15 protein-coding genes are annotated in these 16,517 nt (G+C 72.1%); 10 read left to right on the forward strand and 5 right to left on the reverse strand.

Translation table 11 applies throughout. The features are described from left to right. The first annotated feature begins 102 nt into the window (after positions 1 to 102). Together murC and msrB are read left to right on the forward strand one after the other, a co-directional pair. Entirely contained in the window at positions 103 to 1,491 is a 1,389-nt protein-coding gene (gene murC, locus ACPT94_RS40705; RefSeq protein WP_360331065.1) for a UDP-N-acetylmuramate--L-alanine ligase, read from the forward strand. Positions 1,492 to 1,513: 22 nt separating this feature from the next. Next, the gene (gene msrB / locus ACPT94_RS40710) at positions 1,514 to 1,921 is read left to right on the forward strand and encodes a peptide-methionine (R)-S-oxide reductase MsrB (protein WP_360331062.1); all 408 of its coding nucleotides are present in this window, start codon (positions 1,514 to 1,516) and stop codon (positions 1,919 to 1,921) included. Positions 1,922 to 1,928: 7 nt separating this feature from the next. Here the strand turns inward: msrB and ACPT94_RS40715 are convergent, their stop codons facing one another. The 4 genes from ACPT94_RS40715 to ACPT94_RS40730 all read right to left on the reverse strand — a co-directional run bounded on the left by ACPT94_RS40715 (position 1,929) and on the right by ACPT94_RS40730 (position 6,788). Further along, entirely contained in the window at positions 1,929 to 2,969 is a 1,041-nt protein-coding gene (locus ACPT94_RS40715; protein WP_425248051.1) for a lysylphosphatidylglycerol synthase transmembrane domain-containing protein, read from the reverse strand. Between the two features lie 345 nt (positions 2,970 to 3,314). Next, positions 3,315 to 4,385, reverse strand: a complete 1,071-nt coding sequence (locus tag ACPT94_RS40720; RefSeq protein ID WP_360331058.1) for a serine hydrolase domain-containing protein — start codon at positions 4,383 to 4,385, stop codon at positions 3,315 to 3,317. A gap of 250 nt (positions 4,386 to 4,635) precedes the next feature. Continuing rightward, on the reverse strand, positions 4,636 to 6,093 hold the full coding sequence (locus ACPT94_RS40725) for a sensor histidine kinase (RefSeq protein ID WP_360331055.1): 1,458 nt from the start codon (positions 6,091 to 6,093) through the stop codon (positions 4,636 to 4,638). Further along, the gene (locus ACPT94_RS40730) at positions 6,090 to 6,788 is read right to left on the reverse strand and encodes a response regulator transcription factor (protein ID WP_360331053.1); all 699 of its coding nucleotides are present in this window, start codon (positions 6,786 to 6,788) and stop codon (positions 6,090 to 6,092) included. The genes ACPT94_RS40725 and ACPT94_RS40730 overlap by 4 nt, the downstream gene beginning before the upstream one ends. Before the next feature lie 153 nt (positions 6,789 to 6,941). On the opposite strand from ACPT94_RS40730, the gene ACPT94_RS40735 reads away from it, so the two are divergent. From ACPT94_RS40735 to ACPT94_RS40745, 3 genes are read left to right on the forward strand one after another with little or no spacing between them, the layout of a single operon-like run. Next, positions 6,942 to 8,279, forward strand: coding sequence for a ferredoxin reductase family protein (locus tag ACPT94_RS40735; protein ID WP_360331050.1), 1,338 nt, complete (start codon positions 6,942 to 6,944; stop codon positions 8,277 to 8,279). 10 nt (positions 8,280 to 8,289) lie between these two features. Further along, positions 8,290 to 8,982, forward strand: a complete 693-nt coding sequence (locus ACPT94_RS40740) for an FMN-binding protein (protein ID WP_360331048.1) — start codon at positions 8,290 to 8,292, stop codon at positions 8,980 to 8,982. A 22-nt stretch (positions 8,983 to 9,004) separates the two neighbouring features. Continuing rightward, entirely contained in the window at positions 9,005 to 9,724 is a 720-nt protein-coding gene (locus ACPT94_RS40745; protein ID WP_425248056.1) for an FAD:protein FMN transferase, read from the forward strand. 314 nt (positions 9,725 to 10,038) lie between these two features. On the opposite strand, the gene ACPT94_RS40750 is transcribed toward ACPT94_RS40745, so the two are convergent. After that, positions 10,039 to 12,147, reverse strand: coding sequence for an ArnT family glycosyltransferase (locus tag ACPT94_RS40750; RefSeq protein WP_425248052.1), 2,109 nt, complete (start codon positions 12,145 to 12,147; stop codon positions 10,039 to 10,041). Positions 12,148 to 12,329: 182 nt separating this feature from the next. Here ACPT94_RS40750 and ACPT94_RS40755 point away from each other — a divergent pair, with 182 nt between their 5' ends. The 5 genes from ACPT94_RS40755 to ACPT94_RS40775 form a co-directional block, all read left to right on the forward strand. Further along, positions 12,330 to 12,728: a hypothetical protein gene (locus ACPT94_RS40755; RefSeq protein ID WP_425248053.1), complete on the forward strand. Its 399-nt coding sequence runs from the start codon at positions 12,330 to 12,332 to the stop codon at positions 12,726 to 12,728. Positions 12,729 to 12,874: 146 nt separating this feature from the next. After that, entirely contained in the window at positions 12,875 to 14,017 is a 1,143-nt protein-coding gene (locus ACPT94_RS40760; protein WP_360331040.1) for an ABC transporter ATP-binding protein, read from the forward strand. After that, positions 14,014 to 14,733, forward strand: a complete 720-nt coding sequence (locus ACPT94_RS40765) for an ABC transporter permease (protein WP_360331037.1) — start codon at positions 14,014 to 14,016, stop codon at positions 14,731 to 14,733. The genes ACPT94_RS40760 and ACPT94_RS40765 overlap by 4 nt, the downstream gene beginning before the upstream one ends. Next, positions 14,730 to 15,398, forward strand: coding sequence for an ABC transporter permease (locus ACPT94_RS40770; protein ID WP_360331034.1), 669 nt, complete (start codon positions 14,730 to 14,732; stop codon positions 15,396 to 15,398). The genes ACPT94_RS40765 and ACPT94_RS40770 overlap by 4 nt, the downstream gene beginning before the upstream one ends. 43 nt (positions 15,399 to 15,441) lie before the next feature. Then, positions 15,442 to 16,517: IS630 family transposase (locus tag ACPT94_RS40775; RefSeq protein WP_425247229.1), on the forward strand; the 1,076-nt coding region annotated here is incomplete at its 3' end.

Genomic DNA, 16,517 nt, shown 5'->3' on the forward strand with positions numbered 1-16,517 from the left:
CGGGCCGCATCCGTACGGCCTCGCGCCCCTGGGTCGGCCGGTGCCGCCCCGCGCAATAAGGTGGAGCCCTCACCGTCGTACGCACCCCTGGGAGAGAAACGCATGGCACCCGGCCTTCCTTCCGCCATGGACCGACCGCACTTCATCGGCATCGGGGGCGCCGGGATGTCCGGGATCGCGAAGATCCTCGCCCAGCGCGGGGCCAAGGTGGCCGGCAGCGACGCCAAGGAGTCGGCGACCGCCGAGGCGCTGCGGGCGCTCGGGGCCACCGTGCACATCGGGCACGCCGCGGAGCATCTCGCCGACGACGCCACGTGTGTCGTCGTGTCGTCGGCGATCCGCGCGGACAACCCGGAGCTGGCCCGCGCGGCGGAGCTGGGCATCCCGGTGGTGCACCGGTCGGACGCGCTCGCCCGGCTGATGGACGGGCTGCGGCCGATCGCGGTCGCCGGTACGCACGGCAAGACGACCACGACGTCCATGCTCGCGGTGTCCCTGAGCGAGCTGGGGCTGAACCCCTCGTACGCGATCGGCGGCGACCTGGACGCGCCCGGTTCCAACGCCCTGCACGGCGAGGGCGAGATCTTCGTCGCCGAGGCGGACGAATCGGACCGCAGCTTCCACAAGTACGCGCCCGAGGTGGCCATCGTCCTCAACGTCGAGCTGGACCACCACGCCAACTACGCGTCGATGGAGGAGATCTACGAGTCCTTCGAGACGTTCGCCCGCAGGATCGTGCCCGGCGGCACGCTGGTGATCTCCGCCGACCACGAGGGCGCGCGGGAGCTGACGCGGCGGATCCAGGGCGTGCGGGTGGTGACGTACGGCGAGGCGGAGGACGCCGACGTACGCGTTCTCTCCGTGGTGCCGCAGGGGCTGAAGAGCGAGGTGACCGTCCTCCTGGACGGCCAGGAGCTCACCTTCACCGTCTCCGTCCCGGGCCGTCACTACGCGCACAACGCGGTCGCCGCGCTGGCGGCGGGCGTGGCGCTGGGCGTTCCGGCGGCCGGGCTGGCGCCGGCGCTGGCCGCGTACACCGGCGTCAAGCGGCGCCTGCAGCTGAAGGGCGAGGAGGCGGGCGTCCAGGTCATCGACTCCTACGCGCACCACCCGACGGAGATGACGGCGGACCTGGAGGCGATGCGCGCGGCGGCGGGCGAGGCGCGAATCCTGGTCGTCTTCCAGCCCCACCTGTTCTCCCGGACGCAGGAGCTGGGCAAGGAGATGGGGGAGTCGCTGGCCCTGGCCGACGCCTCGGTCGTCCTCGACATCTACCCGGCCCGCGAGGACCCGATCCCCGGGGTGACCAGCGAGCTGATCATCGACGCGGCCCGGGCGGCCGGCGCGGACGTGACGCCGGTCCACGACAAGGACGAGGTGCCCGCCGTGATCGCGGGAATGGCCGGCCCCGGTGATCTCGTTCTCACCATGGGCGCGGGCGATGTCACCGACCTGGGCCCGAGGATCCTGGACCGTCTCGCACAGAAGTAACCGAAGTCAGGAGTTGGCCTTCATGTCGTACGACGTCGAAAAGCCCGACGAGCAGTGGCGGGCGGAGCTGACCCCGGCCGAGTACGCCGTGCTGCGCCAGGCCGCGACGGAGCCCGCCTTCACCGGTGAGTACACCGACACCAAGACGAAGGGCGTGTACTCCTGCCGGGCCTGCGGCGCCGAACTGTTCACCTCCGCGACCAAGTTCGAGTCCCACTGCGGCTGGCCGTCCTTCTTCGACCCGAAGGACAGCGACGCCGTCGAGCTGGTCGAGGACCGCTCGCACGGGATGGTGCGGACCGAGGTCCGCTGCGCCCGGTGCGGGTCCCACCTCGGGCACGTGTTCGAGGGTGAGGGGTATCCGACCCCGACGGACCAGCGGTACTGCATCAACAGCGTCTCGCTGCGGCTGACGCCCGCCGAGGGCTGACGCCGGCTCACAGCGCCTTCCGCTGCACCAGCGCCGACAGCACCAGCATCCCCGGCAGCAGGGGCAGCCAGACGGTCAGGACGCGATAGCCGATGACCGTGGCCGTGGCCAGGGAGAGGGGCGTGCCGTAACCCGCCAGGGCGAGGATCAGGGCCGCGTCGATCGGCCCGATGCCGCCCGGGGCGGGGACGGCGCCCGCCGCCGTGCTCGCGGCGAGGAACGCGAAGACCAGCTGGGGCCAGGAGAGCGGCACCCCCAGGGCCGTGCCGACCGAGGCGACCACGCAGGCCTGGAGCAGTGGGGCGGCCGCGGCTCCGCACCACAGGGGGAGGAAGCGGCTCGGTCGGGTGTGCAGCCGGCGTGCGTCGGTGAGGGCCGTGCGGACGAGGTCGAGGGCCGGGCGGCGCAGGGGGCGTACCAGGGCGAGGACGACGGCTGCCGCCGCCGGGGCGAGGAGGATGCCCGTGGCGACCAGGACCAGGGTGCGCCGGTCGGGCAGGAGTTCGGCGGGAGGTACGGCGGTGGGGGTCGCCAGGAGGCAGATCAGGACCACCGGGGGCTTCGCCAGGGCCCTGACCAGGGAGTACAGGGCGATCGAGGCCGTGGCCCGGGGGAGCGGGATGCCCTGGCGCTGGAGGAAGCGGACCGTGACGGCGTGGGCGCCGATGCTCGCCGGCAGCAGGTGGTTCGCGGCGCCCGCCGCGACCTGGGAGGCCAGCAGCAGGCCCCTGGGCAGCCGCTCGGGGATGGCGCCCTGGCGGACGCAGGCCGCGGCGACCCAGCCGAGGCCGGTGAAGACCAGCCCGGCCAGCAGCCACCAGGGGTCGGCGGTGGCGAGGAGGGCCACGCCCTCGCGGACGGCATGCCAGTCGATCGCCGCCCAGACCGCGAGCAGGAGGAGCGGGAGCAGGGTCAGGGCGCGGCGGGCGGCGGCGCAGTTCAGGGAACGGCGGCCGGGGGAGGCCGGGGTGCGGTCGGGGGAGGACTGGGGGTGGCGGTCGTCCGCGTGGGGGAGCGGGGCGGGACCGTCGAGCGGCAGCAGGGACACGGCGCACGTCGTCCTTCCGCGTCACCGCCGCCGGGCGGGGTGACGGATCAAGGGCGGGGCAGGGGAGGGGACGGGGGAGAAACTTCCCCTCCGGTGTGACGGCGTGGTGTCCGGTAGCCGACGGGGTGCGGGCGGAGGGGCGACGCGGTGCTGTGGGACTGAGGGATGTCTGCCCGCCACCGTCGCCGCTCATCCGCCGCCGTGCCTGTCGCCCCGCGCCGTCGCCCCCCGGCCGTCGCCGTGCCTGTCACCCTGCGCCGTCGCCCCCCGGCCGTCACCGCGCGCCTGCCTCGCCCCCGGCCGTCATAGCGCGCCTGCCTCGCCCCCCGTCGGCCCGTCCGTGCCTCAGCGCACCTCCGGCACCGCCGCCGAGACCTCCGCCAGCAGCCGCTCCGGCTCCGCGCCCCAGCGCGAGCAGATCACCAGGTCGCGGGCCGGGTCCACCCACAGCAGGTGGGCGCCGCCGTTGCCGCGGGCGCAGCGGCCCGTGACGGGAGCCGAGGGCCAGACCGCGCCGGTGTCGTTCAGCCACCAGGACAGGCCGTACTGCGGCTTCACCCGGCACGGGGTCCACAGTTCCTCGATCCAGCGGGCCGAGATCACCTCCTTGCCGTTCCAGGTGCCGCCGCGCAGGCACAGTTGGCCGACACGGGCCAGGTCGAGGGCGCTGATCCACAGGCCGCCGCCCCAGTGGGCCCCGCCGGACACCACGGGGAGGCGGACGCCGGCCACCTCCACGTACGAGGTGTCGTAGCCGTGCCAGGACCAGGACCTGGACGCGTCGAGGGGGCCCATCACGCGTTCGCGGAGCAGGTCGGGCAGGGAGCGGGCGGTGAGGGCCGTCAGGGCGAGGGCGGTGAGGTTCACACGGACGTCGTTGTAGGCCCAGCCCTCGCCCGGCGGGCCGCCCGGGGACTCGGTGCCCTCACGGGTGCTCTGGGCGTCGACCCAGGTGGGCTTCCCCCACAGGACGCCCTCCCACTGGCTCGTCTGGTCCAGCAGATGCCGCCAGGTCACCGCCCGCCCGTGGGCGTCGGCGAACTCCGGCAGGCCGACCGAGGCGGCCACCGGCGCGTCGAGGCGCAGCAGCCCGTCGTCGTACGCGATCCCGGCGACCAGCGACAGCACGCTCTTCGTCGCGCTGTACGCCATCTCCGCCCGCGTCGGATCGCCCCAGGACGCCAGCAGCGTGCCGCGCCGGACGACGACGCCGCTCGCGCCGCCGCCGTCGAGCAGGGGGCCGATCACATCACGGTGGGAGGCGTCTGACACCTGGGCGGCGAGGTAGGTTCCCATGTCCTCGACGCCGGGGACGGGGCGTCGCTCCTGCGCCCGCACCGCCTCGGTCAGCGCGTCGGCGTCGACGCCCTTCCACGGGTCGGCGGCGGCGCTCGCGTTCTCCAGTACATAAGGCACGGACGGGACGTACCCATGCGCCGAACGGCTCAAAGATCCAGGTCGCCCCGAGGTCGCCGCCACGGCGCGGACGAACGGCGCCGCCGGGTACCGGGCCCGCCCGAGTGCGGGCCGCCGACGGCGGTCGCGGCCGTGGTCCTGGTGGCGGACGGGGCGCGCCGCCCGGCTCGGCTTCGCCGGCGCCGTGCCGGGGCCGGGTCGTCCCCGGGCGGGGGTGGCGGGGGCCCGAGGCCCCTGGCTGTCGGGACGGTTACCGGCGCCCGGCCGGGTCCAGGGGGAGGGTCAGGACGAAGATCGTCGTGGTGGCGGTGTCGTCGAGGGTGAGGGCGCCGCCGTGGGCCTGCACCAGGGAGCGGGCCACTGCCAGGCCCAGGCCGCTGCCGCCGCGGTCGCGGCTGCGGGCCTTGTCGACGCGGTAGAAGCGGTCGAAGACCCGCTCCCGGTCACCGGGCGGGACGCCGGGACCCTTGTCGGCGACGCGGACCTGCGCCGAGTCCGGGGTGACCGACACCGCGACGGACACCGGGGTACCGGGCGGGGTGTGCACGGCCGCGTTGGTGAGGAGGTTGTCCAGGACCTGCCGGACGCGCTGCGGATCCAGCCGCAGCCGGACCGACTCCGGGCCCGGCGCCACTGTCAGCGGATGGCCGGCCCGGGTCGCGCGGAAGGCGTCGGCCGCCTGCTCGACCAGCTCCACCAGATCGGTGTCCTCCATCCGCAGCGGTGTCTCGACCTCCGCCGCGTCCAGGCGGGCGAGCAGCAGCAGGTCGTCGAGGAGGAAGCCCATCCGGGCGGCTTCCGCGCGCAGCCGCGCCAGGTGCCTGTCGCGTTCCTCGGGTGCGTTGGCGGCCGCGTACTGGAAGAGGTCCGCGTAGCCGCGCACCGACATCAGGGGTGTACGGAGCTCGTGCGAGGCGTCCGCGACGAAACGCCGCAGCCGCTGCTCGGCCTCCGCCCGCACCGCGAGCGAGTCGTCGATGTGCTCCAGCATGGTGTTGAACGCGGTGCGCAGCTCCTCCACCTCGGGACCGCCGCCGCGCACGTCGTGCCGCACCGGCAGTCGTGCCGAGTCCGTGAGGTCGTGCGAGGTGATGCCGCGCGCGGTGTGCGCCATGTCGCTCAGCGGCTTCAGGCCACGCCGCAGCATCCCCCGCCCGAACACCACGAGGGCCAGCAGCGCGAGCCCGAAGGTGACGACCTGGATCGTGATCAGCTGACCGACGGTGTCGTCGATCCCGTCCATGGGCGCCGCGCTGACCAGGACCACACCGGGCTCCACCTCGCAGGCGCGCAGCCGGTACACGCCCGCGCCCTTGAGGTGCTCGGTCCGCAGGAGCTCCTCGTGGGTGCCGGCCTGCGCCCGGGCCAGGGAAGTGAAGTCGTCGACGTCCTTCGGCAGGTCGGCGGGGTCCTCGGGTCTGCGCAGCTCGGCGGTGCCGTCCGACACGTCGTACACGGCGTAGAACCAGCTGTAGTACTTCTTGCCCGAGAGCGTGCCGTACTCCGCGATGCTCTTGGACTGCGCGATCTGGGCCTGCGCCAGCTGCGTGTCGAGCTGGACCGACAGATAGTCCCGCATGTACGTCGTCAGGGCCGTGCCGACGACGGCGAACACCACCAGCGCCAGCGCGCCCAGCCCCAGCGCGAGCCTGGTGCCCAGCCGGAGCCTGCCGTACGTCCCCCGCAGGCGCCCGATCGCTCGGCTCACTCGGCCGCCTGCCGGATCACGTACCCGAAGCCCCGCACGGTGTGGATCAGCGGCACCCTGCCGTCGTCGGGCTCGTCGAGCTTGCGGCGCAGCCGGCTGACGACCAGCTCGACGACGTTGGAACGGCCGCCGAAGCCGTACTCCCAGACGTGGTCCAGGATCTGCGCCTTGGTGAGCACGGTCGGGGACTTGCGCATCAGATAGCGCAGCACCTCGTACTCCGTCGGCGTGAGCGTCAGGAGCTTGTCGCCGCGCCGCACCTCACGGGTGTCCTCGTCCATCGTGAGATCACCCACCTGGAGGACCGAGCGCTGGAAGGCGGGGCCCGCGCTGCGCCGCAGCACGGTCCGCAGCCGGGCCATCAGCTCCTCCACCGCGAACGGCTTGACCAGGTAGTCGTCACCGCCCCGGGTCAGTCCCGCCACCCGGTCGGCGACCCCGTCGCGGGCGGTGAGGAACACCACCGGCACCATCGTCCCCGAACGGCGCAGCCGGTCCAGGACGCCGAAACCGTCGACATCGGGCAGCATGAGATCGAGCACCACGATGTCGGGCCGGAACTCGGCGGCACGCCGCAGCGCCTCCTCACCCGAGTTCGCGGTGATCGCGTCCCAGCCCTCGTAGCGGGCGACCGTCGCCACGAGATCGGCGATCGGCGGGTCGTCGTCCACGACGAGGAGTCGTACTTTTTCCACCCGCACATAGTGCGTCACGCACCCCGCCGCGGGAGAGTCCGCGTCTCACGCGCGGAAGGATCGATAAGATCTTGAAAGTTGTACGACAGGAGTTCGACAGGTTCCGCCAGCGAAGCTCGGTGTCCTGAGGACCCGATCTAGGAGTTTCCGTCCGTGACGACCGTCCAATCGCCTCCCGCGGCCCCCACCGGGATACGTCCGAAAGTAGTGGCCCGCACCGGCCTGTACGCCGTGCTGGCCGCGAACGCGGCCGTCGTGACCCTGTTCGCCGTGCAGGCGGGCTTCGCCTCCAACGCGCTGGTGGTGATCGGCCGCTTCACCGGCCTCTACGCCGCCCTGCTGATGGCTTTCCAGCTGCTGCTGGTCGCCCGGCTGCCCTGGCTGGACCGCCGCATCGGCATGGACCGGCTGACCAACTGGCACCGCTGGACCGGCTTCGGCCTGCTGTGGACGCTGGTCGGGCACGTGGTGTTCATCACCTTCGGCTACGCCGAGTCGTCCTCGATGGACCCGGTCAGCCAGCTCGTCGACCTCGCCGAAACCGCCGAGGGAGTGTTCCGCGCGGTCGTGGCGATGGGCGTCGTCCTGGTCGTCGGCGGCGTCTCCGCCCGCTGGGCCCGCCGCCGGCTGGCCTACGAGACCTGGCACTTCATCCACCTGTACACCTATGTCGCCGTGGTGCTGGCCTTCACGCACCAGGTCGCGGTCGGTACGACGTTCACCGCGTCGCCCGCCGCGACGAGCTACTGGTACGCGCTGTGGGCCGTAGCCCTCGGCTCGGTGTTCGTGGGCCGGCTCGTCCTGCCGCTCTGGCGGAACTGGCGCCACCAGCTGCGCGTCGAGGCGGTCGTCCCCGAGTCGGACAACGTCGTCTCCGTGTACGTCACCGGACGCGACCTGGACCGGCTGCCGGCCCGCGCGGGCCAGTTCTTCCTGTGGCGGTTCCTCACCAGGGACCGCTGGTGGCAGGCCAACCCCTTCTCCCTGTCGGCCGCGCCCGACGGCCGCACCCTGCGTCTGACCGCCAAGGCCGCCGGCGACGGCTCCGCCGCCCTGCGCCACGTCAAGCCCGGCACCCGCGTCTTCGCCGAAGGCCCCTACGGCGCCTTCACCGCGATGCACCGCACCCGGCCGGAGGCCGTCCTCGTCGCCGGCGGCGTCGGCGTCACCCCCATCCGGGCCCTGCTGGAGGAGCTGCACGGCCACGCGGTCGTCATCTACCGGGTCGCCTCCGACCAAGACGCGGTCCTCTACGACGAGCTGCGCGACCTCGCCCACGCCAAGGGCGCCGAGCTGCACCTGGTGACCGGTCCGCCGGTCCCCGACAAGCTGGCCCCGCGCGAACTGGCCCGGCTGGTGCCGGACATCGCCGACCGGGACGTGTTCCTGTGCGGACCGCCCCCGATGATGAACGCGGTGCTGGGCAGCCTGCGCGAGCTGAACGTGCCCAGGACGCAGATCCACTTCGAGCGTTTCAGCCTGGCGGGATGAGAGAGACGACGTGAAGCGAGCACTGCCTGTTCTGGTCCTGAGCGTCGCGGGCCTCATCCCGGTCTGGCGCTACGAGCCGTCCACGGGGACGTCGACGACCGAGGCCGCCGCGCCCGCGTCGACGCCGGCCACCTCCTCGTCCGGAGCCACCACCGTCAAGGGCACGGTCGTCACCACCGAGAAGGGGGACGTCCAGGTCGAGGTGACCTTCGGGGCCGGGAAGATCACGGCCGTGAGGCTGCTGAAGCAGCCGGACCACCCGCAGACGACGGCCGCTGTGCCGAAGTTGATCGCCGAGACGCTGAAGGCGCAGAGCGCGGACATCGACACGGTGTCCGGGGCGACGATCACCAGCGACGGCTACAAGGAGTCCCTGCAGGCCGCGATCGACGCCCAGGCGTCGGCCGCCTCGGCCTCCCCGTCCGCCTCGGCGGCCGCTGCCTCCCGGGTCGTCGCGGGTTCGACCGTGAACACCGAGAAGGGGGACGTGCAGGTCGAGGTGACCTTCGGGGCCGACAGGATCACGGCCGTCAGGCTGCTGAAGCAGCCGGACCACCCGCAGACGACGGCGGCTGTGCCGAAGTTGATCGCCGAGACGCTGAAGGCGCAGAGCGCGGACATCGACACGGTGTCCGGGGCGACGATCACCAGCGACGGCTACAAGGAGTCCCTGCAGGCCGCCATCGACGCGAAGGGCGCCTGACGTGCACCGCGTCGAACACGTCATGGGGTTCCCGGTCTCCCTGCGGGTCGACGACCCGCACATCGGCGAGGAGACCGGGGACGCCGTCTTCGCCTGGCTGCGCGAGGTCGACCAACGGTTCAGCCCGTTCAAGGCCCGCAGCGAGGTGTCCCGGTACGGCCGGGGCGAGCTGTCGGCGGACGAGCTGAGCGCGGATCTCGTCGAGGTCCTCGGCCTCTGCGAGCGGTACTGCGTCGCGACCGGCGGCGCCTTCGACGTGCGGCTGCCCGGGCGGGGGTTCGATCCCTGCGCGATCGTGAAGGGCTGGTCGGTGCAGCGGGCGGCGGAGCTGCTGGCCGCGGCCGGCGCCCGGCGGTTCTGCCTCAACGCCGGTGGTGACGTGGTCACCGGCGGCGGGCCCTGGCGGGTCGGCGTACGGCACCCCGAGATCGCCGACCAGCTGTGCACGGTGCTGGAGCTGACCGACGGGGCGGTCGCGACCTCCGCGCGCTATGAGCGCGGCGACCACATCATCGACGGGCGGACGGGGGCTCCGGCGACGGAGCTGCTGAGCGTGACCGTCGTCGCCGCGACGCTGACGGAGGCGGATGCCGTGGCGACGGCCGCCTTCGCGATGGGGGCGGAGGGGGTCGAGTGGGCGGCCGGATTGCCGGGGTGCGAGGTGTACGTGGTGGACGCGGAGCGGCGTGTCCTGCGGACGGCCGGGTTTCCCGGGGTGGGGGAGGGGGCGGCGGCCGCGTGAGCGTGGGGGCGGGGGTGCTGGGCGTGGTCGTGTGGGTCCTGGGATGGACCGCGGCCGTGGTCGCGTGGGTGTTTCCCCGCCCCCGCACCCGCCGCCCCTTCCCTTCCCGTCCGCAGGGGCTCCGTGCCTTCGACCCCGCCAGGGGGCTCAGTGCCCTGGACCCCCGGACCGTGCCCACGCACCACCCGACTCGGCCGGCCCAAAGGTGAGCCGCACGAGGCGGCCGCCGTCGAAAGGTGAGCCGCGCGAAGGCGGGCCGCCGGTGAGATCCGGTGGCCCGCCTTTCATTCGTCTGCCGGTGTCGTACGGGGATGTCAGCCGACGTCGGAGGCGTCCAGGCGGTAGAGGCCGCTGTAGTCGCTCACGGCCGTGCCGTTCGCCTCGACCCAGGTCGCGATCTCGGTGTTCGAGGTGCCCCGGCCGCTGTCGCTGATGACGATGTAGTGCAGCTTGCCCGCCTTCACCAGGCTCTTCAGTTTGGCGAGGGTCATCGCTTCGTCGGTGCCGGACCAGCCGCCCATCGAGATGACCGGCTCACCCGACTCCAGGATGATCGAGGACGCGGTCTGGTCGGTGGCCACCGCCACGAGCCAGGTGGCGCCGTCCTGGTTCTTCTTCAGGTACGTGATCATCTCGGAGGACACCTGTGTGTCGCCGCCCGTACCACCGCCGCCGCCACCGCCGGTGGACGACGTGGAGGACGCCGAGGACGCCGAGGACGCCGAGGACGCCGAGGACGAGGAGCCGCTGCCGGACGGGGGCTGCCCCATGGACTGGCGGTCGGAGCCGCTCCCGTCGCCGCTGCTCGTGCCGGAGCCGGGGCTGCCGCTGGGGCGCTGACCGCCTCCCATGCCGCCGCCACCGCCCATCCCGCCGCCGGTGTTCGGACCGGCCGTCGGATTGGTGCCGTTGGTGCCGGAGGTGGCCGCCGAGACCGAGTACGCGGCCGGACCGGCCAGCAGGGCGACGACCGCCGCGAGCGAGGCGAGGCCGACCAGCCGCCGCCGCTTCATGAACCGCCCGACCAGCAGCCCGGTCACCGCGGCCGCGCCGGCGACCCCGGCCACGACCTCGGCGGCCGTGAACAGCGTCCCGGAGCCGGACACCCGCTGGAGCAGGACGACCGCCCAGACCGTGCTCGCCGCGACCGCCGCCGGCAGCACCCACCCCCACCTGACGGCCGGGCCCTCCTGGAAGGCGCGGTGCAGCATCACCCCGCCCGCACCGGCCAGGGCCGCGATGCCGGGCGCCATGGCGGTGACGTAGTACGGGTGGAAGGTGCCCTCGGCGAGGGCGAAGGTCAGGTAGTGCAGGACGAACCAGCCGCCCCACAGCAGCAGAGCCGCACGCTTCCCGTCCGTGCGGGGCGCCCGGCCGCGCAGGACGAGGCCGGCCGCCGACGCGATCACCGCGAACGGGATCAGCCAGGAGATCTGGCCGCCCATGATCTCGTTGAACATCCGGTACAGGCCCGCCTCGCCGCCGAAGCTCGCGCCGTTGCCCTGCGAGCCCACCGACGAACTCGCCCCGAAGATCCGGCCGAAGCCGTTGTAGCCGATCACCAGGTCCCACACCGTGTTGTCGGTCGAGCCGCCGATGTAGGGGCGGGAGGAGGCCGGGATCAGATCGACGACCACCATCCACCAGGCACTGGAGACCACCAGGGCGACCGTGCCGACGGCGAGGTTGCGGATCCGCCGGCCCAGGGTGGTGCGCGCGGCCCACAGGTAGACCAGGAAGAACGCGGGCAGGACGACGTACGCCTGCATCATCTTCGTGTTGAACGCGAAGCCGATCGCGACACCGGACCACACCAGCGGCATCGCCGTGCCGGTGCGCACGGCCTTCATCAGCGCGGCGGCGCCGAGCAGCATCAGGAGGACGAGGATCGGGTCGGGGTTGGTGTCCCGGTCGATGGCGACCGTGATGGGCGTGAGGGTGAGCGCGAGCGCGGCGATCGTGCCGGCCACGGCCCCGAAGTCCCGCTTGACCATCCGGTACAGCAGCGCCACCGAGCCCACGCCCACCGCGACCATCGGAAGCGTCAACTGCCAGGTGCCGTACCCGAACACACGGGCGGACAGGCCCATCACCCACAGCGCGAACGGTGGTTTGTCGACGGTGATGAAGCTGCCGGCGTCCAGCGCACCGAAGAAGAACGCCTTCCAGCTCCGCGTGCCGCTGTAGACGGCCGCGTTGTAGAAGGTGTTCCCGGTGATGGAGGTGAGGTTCCAGGCGTACAGGCCGGTGGCGAGGACCAGGATCGCCCACAGGGCGGGGCGGGCCCAGCGCGGGTCGTCCGGGGCGCCGGTGAACAGCCTCCGCGTACGGGCGGCGAATCCGCCGGCCGCGGCGGGCGGCGCGGCCCGGTGGCGGGGGTCGTCCTCCCGGACGGGCGCGGGCGGCGGGGCGAGGGTCGTCATGACGCGTCCTCCAGATGGGCGTTGATGGTGGTGACGATCGGGGCCGTGTCTGGGGGATCCCTGAGCCGGACCTGAGGGGAGGGTGAGAATCAGTGGACTCACAGGGTGTCCACAGGTACAGGGGGGTGACCGGGGAGGAAATCGCTTCGACCGGCGGCGGACGGGCATGGTCGACTGCGGTCATGAGTCTGACGAGTGAGGTCTTCCTCGTACGCGAGGACGGCGGGATCGACATCCTGGTCGGGGAGAAGGACGGCCGGCCCGACGGCATGGACCTGGCCGGGCCGGAGGCGTGGCGTACCACGGTGTGGGGGTCGCCGTCGATCCGCCGGATCGGCGCCCGGTTCCTCCCGGCCCTGGTCAGCGTCGACAACGGCGATGTGGTCGCCCCCGACGAGATACCCGCCTTCCTGGAGGAACTCGCCCTGGTGCGCGGCCACTTGACGGACCTCGCCCGGGAGACGTGCACCCCCGACCGGACGGTCGAGTACCACTCCGTCCACATCGCGGGGCGGCTGGACTGCATCGAGGCGAGCGCGCGCCACGCCCAGCGGATCGGCGGAGGGCTTCTGATCTGGTGAAGGCCGGGTGGAGAACGCCCTCGGCCGTCAAAGCCCCCGCAACACAAGCGGTCTAGACTCTCCACGCAACGGCCCGAACCGCAACGCCCGAACTCGCGTGGTCGGAAGCGGGCGGAATTTGCCAGACCCGAAGGGTATTCGGCGCTTTGATACGGATAGATTCAGTCACCAAGCGGTACCCGGACGGCACGGTGGCGGTCGACCGGCTCTCCCTCGAGATCCCGGACCGTTCGATCACCGTCCTCGTCGGCCCCTCGGGATGCGGCAAGACGACGACCCTGCGCATGATCAACCGGATGGTCGAGCCCAGCGAGGGCCGGATCCTCCTCGACGGCGAGGACATCCAGCAGCAGCCGGTCAACACCCTGCGCCGGTCCATGGGGTACGTCATCCAGAACGCCGGTCTCTTCCAGCACCGCACGATCGTCGACAACATCGCCACCGTGCCGCGGCTGCTCGGCTGGAGCAAGGACAAGGCCCGTGCCAGAGCACGGGAGTTGATGGAACGGGTCGGTCTCGACGCCTCGCTCGCCCAGCGCTACCCCTACCAGCTCTCCGGTGGCCAGCAGCAGCGCGTCGGTGTCGCGCGGGCGCTCGCCGCCGATCCGCCCGTGCTGCTGATGGACGAGCCGTTCTCGGCCGTCGACCCCGTCGTCCGCAAGGGACTTCAGGACGAACTCCTGCGGATCCAGGACGAGCTGGGCAAGACCATCGTCTTCGTCACCCACGACATCGACGAGGCCGTCAAGCTCGGCACGATGGTCGCCGTCCTGCGCACCGGCGGCCGGCTCGCCCAGTTCGCGCCGCCCGCCGAACTGCTCTCCGACCCCGCCGACGCGTTCGTCGAGGACTTCCTCGGCGCCGACCGCGGCATCCGCCGGCTGTCCTTCTTCTCCGCCGCCGGCCTGGACCTGCTCACCGCGCCGATCGTCGCGATCGACGCGAGCGCCGAGAAGATCGCCGCCCGCGGGGCCGCCGCCGACGCCCCTTACCTCCTCGTCACCGACGTCGAGGGCAGGCCCCTCGGCTGGGGCGAGCCGCAGCACCTGACCTCCGGGAGCATCGATCCGGCGGAACTCCTGCCCTGCGGGCGACCGTTCGTGGCCGGACGGGACTCACTGCGGGCCGCGCTGGACTGCGCCGTCCTCTCGCCCACCGGCTGGGCGGTCGCCGTCGACGCCGACGGACGGGTGACCGGCGTGGTCTCCCAGCAGACCATCGGCGAGGCGATCCGGGGCGCCCACACCGGGGGAAGCAGGCCCGGCGAGACCACGAAGGTCGCCGGATGAGCGACTTCTTCGACGGCTTCTTCGACATCCCCAGCGACCTCCAGCACAGTTGGCTCGGCCTGGTCGGGCTCCATCTGCGCGAGGCCCTGCTGCCGGTGCTGGCCGGGCTGGTGATCTCGCTGCCGGTCGCCCAGCTGTGCGTGCGCTTCCGCTGGCTGTACCCGCCGGTGCTGTGGGTGACGACCGTGCTGTACGCCGTCCCCTCGCTGGCGTTCTTCGTCCTCCTCATCGACTACACCGGCCAGACCGAGCTCACGGTGATGATCCCGCTCACCGTCTACAGCCTCGTCGTCCTGGTCCCCGCGATCGTCGACGCCGTCCGCTCGGTTCCGCAGGAGACCCTCGCCGCCGCCACGGCCATGGGCTTCGGACCCGTACGCCGTTACGTCCAGGTCCAGTTGCCCATCTCGGTGCCCGCGATCATCGCCGGGCTGCGCGTGGCGACCGTCTCCAGCATCAGCCTGGTCAGCATCGGCGCCCTCATCGGCAACCAGGGCGCCCTCGGCAACCTGATCAACGACGCGAACATCTACAACCGGCCCGAACTCGCGGTCAACGCCGTCCTCAGCATGGCCGCCCTGGCGATCCTCGCCGACGGCCTGCTGGTCGTCGTACGCATGGTGCTGACGCCGTGGATGCCGCGCCGGGCGGGCAAGACACCGAAGGCCGGCCGGCCCGACCCGGCCGCCGCAGCCCTGGAGGACGCAGCCCGGTGAACCTGCTCCACTTCATCAGCGCCTTCTTCGGCGACGGCTCCCACTGGCAGGGCTACGACGGCATCCCCACGCGCGTGGGGGAGCACATCCAGTACACGCTGGAGGCGCTCGCCATCGCCGCCGCGATCGCCCTGCCGGTCGGGCTCGTCACCGGCCACTACGGGCGCGGCGGGAACGCCCTCGCCCTGATCGCCGTCGCCGGGCGGGCGCTGCCCACCTTCGGTCTGCTGGTGCTGATGACCCTGCTCCTGGGGTTCGGCCTGGTGAACGTGATGACCCCGCTCGTCGTCCTCGCCGTCCCGCCGATCCTGGTCACCACCTACGAGGCGATGCGCTCCGTCGACCCGGCGCCGGTGGACGCCGCCCGGGGCATGGGCATGAGCGAGGCCGGCATCCTCTTCCAGGTCGAACTCCCCGCCGCGCTCCCGCTGGTCCTCAGCGGCCTGCGCTCCGGCGCCATCCAGATCGTCTCCACGGCGACCATCGCCGCATACGTCAGCCTCGGCGGCCTCGGCCGCTACATCGTCGACGGCCTCTACCAGCGCGACTACGAGAAGGTCGTGGGCGGCGCCACCCTGGTCGCAGGCCTGGCCCTGGCGACGCTCGCGGTGTTCTGGGCGGTCGGACGGATCGCGGTGTCGGCGGGGGTGCGCAGGAGCAGCTAGTCTCCTGAGTCAGGAATTCTGTTCAGATGTGTAGGGTTGTGGGGTGGCGCGTACTGGGCGGCCGAAGGCCGAGTTGATCCTGTCGGATGAGGAACGGGCTGCGCTGGAGGGATGGGTGCGGCGCCGTTCCACGCCGCAGGCGTGGGCTCTGCGCTGCCGGATCATCCTGGCCTGCTCTACCGGCGCGTCCAACAAGGACGTGGCAGCGCAACTCGGCTCGACACCGCATGCGGTGGGCAGGTGGCGGGCGCGGTTCGTCGAGCACCGGATCGCGGGCCTGGGCGACATGCCGCGCTCGGGCGGGCCCAGGACGGTGACCGACGAACAGGTCGCCGCGGTGGTCACCAAAACGCTGGAGAGCACGCCGAAGAACGCCACGCACTGGTCGACGAGGGCGATGGCCAAGGAGTTGGGCATGTCGCAGTCGACCGTCTCGCGGATCTGGCGAGCCTTCGGCCTGCAGCCACACCGCTCGGAGACGTTCAAGCTGTCGACCGACCCGTACTTCGTCGACAAGGTCCACGACGTCGTCGGCCTGTATCTGGACCCGCCCGAGCGGGCCCTGGTGTTCTGCGTGGACGAGAAGTCGCAGATCCAGGCACTGGACCGCTCCCAGCCGGTGCTGCCGATGATGCCGGGTGTTCCCCAACGGGTCACTCACGACTACGTGCGGGCGGGAACCACGACGCTGTTCGCGGCCCTGGAGGTGGCCACGGGGAAAGTCATCGGCTCCCTCCACCGCCGGCACCGGGCCGAGGAGTTCAAGAAGTTCCTCATCAAGCTGGACCGAGAGATACCGCAGGGCCTGGACGTGCACCTCGTGCTGGACAACTACGCCACCCACAAGACCCCGGCCATCAAGACCTGGCTCCTGGCCCACCCCCGCTTCCACCTGCACTTCACACCCACCGGCTCGTCATGGCTGAACCTGGTCGAGCGGTGGTTCGCGGAGCTGACCAACAAGCAGATACGACGAGGCGTCCACAAGACCGTCCACGCGCTGGAGAAGGACATCCGCAGCTGGATCGCCATGTGGAACACCGATCCCAAGCCCTACGTCTGGACGAAGACCGCGGACGAAATCCTCGAACGCCTCGCCAGTTATCTGAACAGAATTCC

It is taken from the genome of Streptomyces aurantiaciflavus (assembly GCF_049808595.1).
Taxonomy (GTDB): Bacteria; Actinomycetota; Actinomycetes; order Streptomycetales; family Streptomycetaceae; genus Streptomyces.

What these genes read in the sequence shown, in the direction of transcription:
- ACPT94_RS40745 (WP_425248056.1), top strand. Translation starts at nt 9,005, where the DNA reads ATGGGGTTCCCGGTCTCCCTGCGGGTCGACGACCCGCACATCGGCGAG.
- ACPT94_RS40755 (WP_425248053.1), top strand. Translation starts at nt 12,330, where the DNA reads ATGAGTCTGACGAGTGAGGTCTTCCTCGTACGCGAGGACGGCGGGATC.
- murC (WP_360331065.1), top strand. Translation starts at nt 103, where the DNA reads ATGGCACCCGGCCTTCCTTCCGCCATGGACCGACCGCACTTCATCGGC.
- msrB (WP_360331062.1), top strand. Translation starts at nt 1,514, where the DNA reads ATGTCGTACGACGTCGAAAAGCCCGACGAGCAGTGGCGGGCGGAGCTG.
- ACPT94_RS40765 (WP_360331037.1), top strand. Translation starts at nt 14,014, where the DNA reads ATGAGCGACTTCTTCGACGGCTTCTTCGACATCCCCAGCGACCTCCAG.
- ACPT94_RS40750 (WP_425248052.1), bottom strand. Translation starts at nt 12,147, where the DNA reads ATGACGACCCTCGCCCCGCCGCCCGCGCCCGTCCGGGAGGACGACCCC.